Below are 5,657 nucleotides of genomic sequence, written 5' to 3' on the forward strand. Positions count from 1 at the left end.
GAGATCGGCGGCGATCTGCGCACCCGAGTTCGCACCGCCCACCACCACGACGCGCCGGCCGCCGAACGGCCCCGGACCCCGGTAGCCGGCGCTGTGGATCTGGGCGCCCCGGAAACCCCCGACGCCCGGGTAGGTCGGCACGAACGGCCTCGACCACGTGCCGGTGGCACTGATCACCGCGCGAGAACGCCACCGGCGGCCATCGGCGGCATGGACGACGAACCCGTCCGGATCGACACGCTCCACAGCCACGATCCGGACTGCGCGCCGGACGGGTAGCCCGTAGTACTCCTCGTACCCGCGCAGATACTCCACCACGTGGGCCGCGTCGGGGTTGCCGCCGTCCGTCCGGTGCATCCGGCGGCCCGGGAGGGACGAGTAGTCAGCGGGGGAGAACAGTCGCAGCGAGGGCCAGGTGTGCGGCCACGCACCCCCCGGCCCGTCGGACGCGTCGAGGATCTCGAAGTTCGCGCCAGCACGGGTGAGGTAAAAGCCGGCGGCCAGGCCGGCCTGGCCGCCACCGATCACCACGACGTCTTTCACCACTGCGTCGTGCCCCACGGCGCCTCTCACGCCAGCGCCCCTCACCCCGCCCGATCCCCTCTCGGCACCCCCTGAACTGTTTCTATCGACACTCATCAATATTAATCCTACAGTGAAGGGATGACCCCGTTGCCCGCCTCCGCGACCGGCCCGTCCGGCCCGGAGAACGAGACCCCGGACACCGACACCGGTGCCCGTGAGCATCGCTGGCTCGTGGTGTCGCTCGCCGCGGCCGCGGTGGCGTGGGTCGCCCTGTGGGTGATCAACGAGTGGTTCTGGGACGCGGCCGTCGGCTGGCTCGGTCTCGACCTCGCCGACCGGGCGGTCGGCGCCGTGCACTTCTTCATGTACGACACCGTCAAGATCTTTCTCCTGCTCCTCGGGCTGATGTTCCTGGTGGGCATGCTCCGGGCCAGCCTCGACCTCGAGCGGGCCCGCGACTGGCTCGAGGGCCGGGGGCTGTTTCTAGGCCTCACCCTGGCCGTGGTGCTCGGCGTGGTGACCCCGTTCTGCTCCTGCAGCTCGATCCCGCTGTTCATCGGCTTCGTCGCCGCGGGTATCCCGCTGGCGGTGACCCTCACCTTCCTCATCGCCTCCCCGCTCATCAGCGAGATCGCGGCCATCATGATCGGCGAGATGTTCGGGTGGCACATCGCCGCCGCCTACGTCGGCGCAGGGGCGGCCATCGCCTTCATCGCGGGATGGGCGCTGTCGCGGTTCCGGCTCGACAAATGGGTCGACAGCGTGGTCTACACCACCCGCGTGGCCGCACTCCGTGCCGACGGGCACGTGCCCTCGCTGCGCGAGCGGGTGGACGCCGCTCTCGGCGAGTCCCGCGACATCGTCCGTAGCGTGTGGATCTGGGTGGTGGTGGGCGTCGGCATCGGTGCGGTGATCCACGGCTGGGTCCCCGAGGACTTCTTCCTCCGGTGGGCGGGCCCGGATAATCCCCTGGCGGTTCTCGTGGCCACCCTCGCCGGGATCCCCCTTTACGTCAACGGCGCCGGGGTCGTACCGATCGCCGAGGCGCTGTGGACCAAGGGCATGAGCCTGGGCACCGTCATGGCGTTCATCATGAGCTCGATCGCGCTGTCCATCCCCCAGGCCATCATGCTCAGGCGGGTCATGAAGCCACCACTGCTCGCGATGTTCTTCGCCGTCGTGGCGGCCGGCATCCTCGCCATCGGCCTACTGTTCAACATCATCGCCTGATCCCCACATCCAGGAGGAACAATGATCGTCAAGGTGCTCGGGCCCGGCTGCCGGAACTGTCACACACTGGTCACCCGCACGCGGGATGCCCTCGCCGAGCTCGGCAAGGACGCCGAGATCATCGAGGTCACCGACGTCGGCGAGATCGCCGGCTACGGGCTCATGAAGACCCCCGGGCTGGTGATCGACGACGAACTCGTCCTGGGCGGGAAAGTACCGACCGTCCGCCAGCTCACCGAGATACTGCGCGGACGCTAGACCGGGCGCACCCCGAGCTCGACGAGCAGTTCAGTCACACGGCGCTTGATCTCGTCGCGGATGGGCCTGACCGCGTCGACACCCTGACCGGCGGGGTCGTCGAGGGTCCAGTCCAGGTACCGCTTGCCCGGGAATACGGGGCAGACGTCACCGCAGCCCATGGTGATACACACGTCGCTCGACTGCACCGCCTCGGCGGTGAGCACCTTCGGCGTGGCCGACGAGATGTCGATGCCGTCTTCCGCCATCGCGGCGGCGACAGCCGGGTTGATCGAGTCCGCGGGCGCCGACCCGGCCGAGCGGACCTCCACCGCGCCACCGGCCAGGTGCTCGGTGTAGGCCGCGGCCATCTGCGAGCGACCCGCGTTGTGGACGCAGACGAAGAGAACGGACGGACGATCGGTCACGGTGACTCCCCAGGCAGAATGTATCGACGATTGTCGATAATAACCGCTCGGCGCCCACGCGCGGTGGGTCACAGCGCCCGGCCGATGACCTCCTTCATGATCTCGTTGGTGCCGCCGTAGATCCGCATGACGCGGGCGGCCGCGAACTTCTGCGCGATGGGGTACTCCATCATGTAGCCGTAACCCCCGAACAGCTGCAGGCAGCGGTCCACCACGTCGTCGAGCATGTCGGTGGCCTGGAGCTTGGCCATCGAGGCGGTCACGGCGTCCAGCTCCCCGGCGATCTCCCGCTCGATGCAGTGGTCGATGAAGGTGCGGGTGGCCATGACGGAGGTCTTGCACGCCGCCAACTCGAACCGCGTGTTCTGGAAGTCCAGGATCGGCTTGCCGAAGGCCTGCCGCTCCCGGGTGTATTCGAGGGTCTCCACCACGGCGGCCTCGGCCATCGCCAGGGCGTCCACCGCGATCGCCAGGCGCTCGCGCGGGAGCTGGTTCATGAGCTGGTAGAAGCCCTGTCCCTCCTCGCCGCCGAGCAGATTGGCGGCGGGCACACGCATGTCGTTGAAGAACAGCTCCGCGGTGTCGGCGCCGTGACGGCCCATCTTCTCCAGCACCCGGCCCCGCTCGAAGCCGGGGGTGTCGGCCTCCACGGCGAACAGGGCCATGCCCTTGTGGCCGGCATCGAGGTCGGTCTTGGCCGCCACCACCACGAAGTCGGCGGAACCACCGTTGGAGATGAAGGTCTTGGAGCCGTTGACGACGTACTGGTCGCCGTCACGCCGCGCGGTGGTGCGGACGCCCTGCAGGTCCGAGCCCGCGCCGGGCTCGCTCATGGCGATCGCGGAGATCCACTCCCCGGAGCACAACCTGGGCAGCCACGCCCGCTTCTGCTCCTCGGTGGCGTAGTTGGCCACGTAGTGGGGGGTGATGGTCGACCCGACGCCCATCCCGAACGCCGTGTCACCGGAGTACACCAGCTCCTCGGTGACGAGGTATTCCATACCCGGGTCCCCGCCCTGCCCGCCGAACTCCTCGGGCACGTCCAGGCAGATCAGTCCGGCCTCGCCGGTACGCAGCCACGTCTCGCGGTCCACGTGCTTCTGCCTGGCCCACTTCTCCTGATTGGGCGTCATCTCCTTGGCGAAGAAAGCGCGAGCGTGCTCGCGCAGGAGCCGGTGGTCGTCGGTCTCCCAGGAGGGGCGGTAGTCGGGGAAGAGTGCGGACACGGCAGGGCCTCCGGGGGATACGACGACGACGAGGTGCGCAGTCGAGCATACGACGACGGTCCGACGCGACTGCTCGCGCGGCGACGCGCCCGGGGCCATACTCGGGGAATGACCCATTCCCCGGATCAGCCCGAGAACGACCGGTCCGCGAACCCGGCCCCCTCGGATCCCCCCACACCCGACCCGTTCCCCACCGACTGGACCCGCTGTCTGGTCCTGGTGGCACACCCCGACGACCCCGAGTACGGGATGTCCGCGGCGGTGGCCCGCTGGACGGCCGAGGGCCGCAGCGTCGTCTACGTCCTGGCGTCCAGCGGGGAGGCCGGCATCGAGGGGATGGCGCCTGCGGTCGCGGGCCCGATCCGTGAGGAGGAGCAGCGGCGCTCCTCGGCGATCGTCGGTGTCGATGAGGTGGAGTTCCTGGGCTTCCCGGACAGCCGGATCGTCAACGAGGCCGAGCTCCGCGACGCCGTCGCCGACGCCATCCGTCGTCACCGCCCGGACATCGTGGTCTCACTGTTCTCCGGTGCGGAGTTCGGTCCGGGGATGCCCAACCAGAGCGACCACATGGAGTTCGGCGCGGCCGTGGGGGCCGCGTACGACGACCTGGTCGCGGCGGTCGGGGTCGATGCCGCGGAGGGGCGGCCGCAGATGTGGTTCGAATCCTCGCCCGAGATGACGCACTACGTCGACGTGAGCGGGTTCGTCGGAGCTGCCGTGGACGCGCTGGCCGAGCACTCCGAGTACCTGTCGGTGCTCGACCCGGCCACGCCCGTGCGGGAACAGGCTCGCGCGCAGGTGGAGTCCGTGTGCGCACCACGGGACGGACTGTCCGACGGGAACCCGGTGGTGGGCTTCCGGCGGATGCGACCCTGAGCCGGGATCAGGCGGGCGCGCCCCGCTGCCCGAGTGGTGCGTCGGCCGCCTCGGATGGCCGCAGTCGCTCGACTATCTCGTCCGCCCACTCGGCGTGGGGTGAGAACACGGTGCCGTCACCCGGGAGACCTATATACGTGAGCCAGTAGCGCTGCCCACCCTCCCCGACGACCGCCGAATACACCAGCGCACCCTCCGGGCCGATGAGGTCCTGCCGGACGGCCGGGAGTACGCGGAACGACACGGACCAGCCGTCGCCGACGCGGGTGGTGATCTCCTCCGCCCGCTCCTCGACCGGCTGCCCCGGAACGGGGAGAAGGAACTGGCCCATTCCGCTGGCCAGCGTGATCGCCGCCTGCCGATTGTCCGGATTGCCCGGGTCGAACAGGTCCTCGGTGAGCGCGCCCGCCAGCACGACCCCGTCCGAGGGGCCGGCCTCCCCGCCCCCGACCGGGGTCAGGGCGGTGGTGCCGAAGACCAGCTCGCCCGACTCGGCCCGCCAGCCCTCGGGGACGCGGATGACGAGGCCCGAGTAGGGATCGACGTGATCCGAACCCGCCGCGACCTGGATCTTCGGCGACAGGATGCGGGCCCCCGGGGCATACGTCGCCGACGAGACGAGCACGGTCGCGACCGCGGCGACCACCGCCAGGACGGCGACCAGCGCTACCACGAGGAGGGTCCGGTTCCGGCCGGTGGACTGGGAGTGCCCTGAGTTCATCCGCCCAGCGTAGGCGGGCGGGTCTCACGCAGCGTGATGTTGACCCGCCCCGGCCCGACGCCGAGCACGTCCCGGCACCAGGCCGGCGCGGTGCCGTCGAAGACCCTGGGGACACCGTGGAAGGCCATCCGCGACGGGCCGCCGAACACCACGAGGTCGCCGGACTCCAACCGCACGTCGGTGTACGGACGGCCGCGGTGGAGTGGGGTGCCGAAGCGGAAGGTGCAGGCGTCACCGAGACTCAGCGAGACCACCGGGGCCGCGCTGGCCTCGTCCCGATCCTGGTGCAGGCCCATGGTGGCGTCACGGCCGTAGAGGTTCACCAGCGCCGCGTCGGGGGTGTACGACGGTTCGCCCAGTGTCGGGTCCACGGCGGTCGCCGCCTCGAGCCCGGCCCGCGCCGCCCGGACCAGC

The 5,657-nt window shown here is 70.1% G+C and carries 8 protein-coding genes; 3 read left to right on the forward strand and 5 right to left on the reverse strand.

The annotated features are described in order from the left end of the window. The coding region (locus G6027_RS12185; protein WP_346995722.1) for an NAD(P)-binding domain-containing protein at positions 1–573 on the reverse strand (573 nt) is incomplete at its 3' end. A gap of 90 nt (positions 574–663) precedes the next feature. On the opposite strand from G6027_RS12185, the gene G6027_RS12190 reads away from it, so the two are divergent. Further along, the gene (locus G6027_RS12190) at positions 664–1,755 is read left to right on the forward strand and encodes a permease (protein WP_182637412.1); all 1,092 of its coding nucleotides are present in this window, start codon (positions 664–666) and stop codon (positions 1,753–1,755) included. Positions 1,756–1,776: 21 nt separating this feature from the next. Then, positions 1,777–2,013: a thioredoxin family protein gene (locus tag G6027_RS12195; RefSeq protein WP_182637413.1), complete on the forward strand. Its 237-nt coding sequence runs from the start codon at positions 1,777–1,779 to the stop codon at positions 2,011–2,013. Here the strand turns inward: G6027_RS12195 and G6027_RS12200 are convergent. After that, positions 2,010–2,420, reverse strand: coding sequence for an arsenate reductase ArsC (locus tag G6027_RS12200; RefSeq protein WP_182637414.1), 411 nt, complete (start codon positions 2,418–2,420; stop codon positions 2,010–2,012). The genes G6027_RS12195 and G6027_RS12200 overlap by 4 nt on opposite strands. A gap of 68 nt (positions 2,421–2,488) precedes the next feature. After that, positions 2,489–3,646 carry an acyl-CoA dehydrogenase family protein gene (locus tag G6027_RS12205; RefSeq protein WP_182637415.1) on the reverse strand — a complete coding sequence of 386 codons (1,158 nt, stop codon included), beginning with the start codon at positions 3,644–3,646 and terminating at the stop codon, positions 2,489–2,491. Between the two features lie 108 nt (positions 3,647–3,754). Here G6027_RS12205 and G6027_RS12210 point away from each other — a divergent pair, with 108 nt between their 5' ends. Beyond that, a complete protein-coding gene (locus G6027_RS12210) occupies positions 3,755–4,522 on the forward strand; it encodes a PIG-L family deacetylase (RefSeq protein WP_241727072.1) in 768 nt (255 codons plus the stop codon). 7 nt (positions 4,523–4,529) lie between these two features. Here the strand turns inward: G6027_RS12210 and G6027_RS12215 are convergent, their stop codons facing one another. Together G6027_RS12215 and G6027_RS12220 are read right to left on the reverse strand one after the other, a co-directional pair. Then, entirely contained in the window at positions 4,530–5,243 is a 714-nt protein-coding gene (locus G6027_RS12215) for an APA family fibronectin-binding glycoprotein (RefSeq protein WP_182637416.1), read from the reverse strand. Next, on the reverse strand, positions 5,240–5,657 hold a 418-nt coding region (locus G6027_RS12220), incomplete at its 5' end, for an alpha-ketoglutarate-dependent dioxygenase AlkB (protein ID WP_182637417.1). The genes G6027_RS12220 and G6027_RS12215, both read right to left, overlap by 4 nt.

It is taken from the genome of Dietzia sp. SLG310A2-38A2, from assembly GCF_014145095.1.
Taxonomy (GTDB): Bacteria; Actinomycetota; Actinomycetes; order Mycobacteriales; family Mycobacteriaceae; genus Dietzia.

Excerpts from the sequence above, each read along its gene's own strand:
- G6027_RS12190 (WP_182637412.1), top strand. The coding sequence starts at position 664 with ATGACCCCGTTGCCCGCCTCCGCGACCGGCCCGTCCGGCCCGGAGAAC.
- G6027_RS12195 (WP_182637413.1), top strand. The coding sequence starts at position 1,777 with ATGATCGTCAAGGTGCTCGGGCCCGGCTGCCGGAACTGTCACACACTG.
- G6027_RS12210 (WP_241727072.1), top strand. The coding sequence starts at position 3,755 with ATGACCCATTCCCCGGATCAGCCCGAGAACGACCGGTCCGCGAACCCG.
- G6027_RS12215 (WP_182637416.1), bottom strand. The coding sequence starts at position 5,243 with ATGAACTCAGGGCACTCCCAGTCCACCGGCCGGAACCGGACCCTCCTC.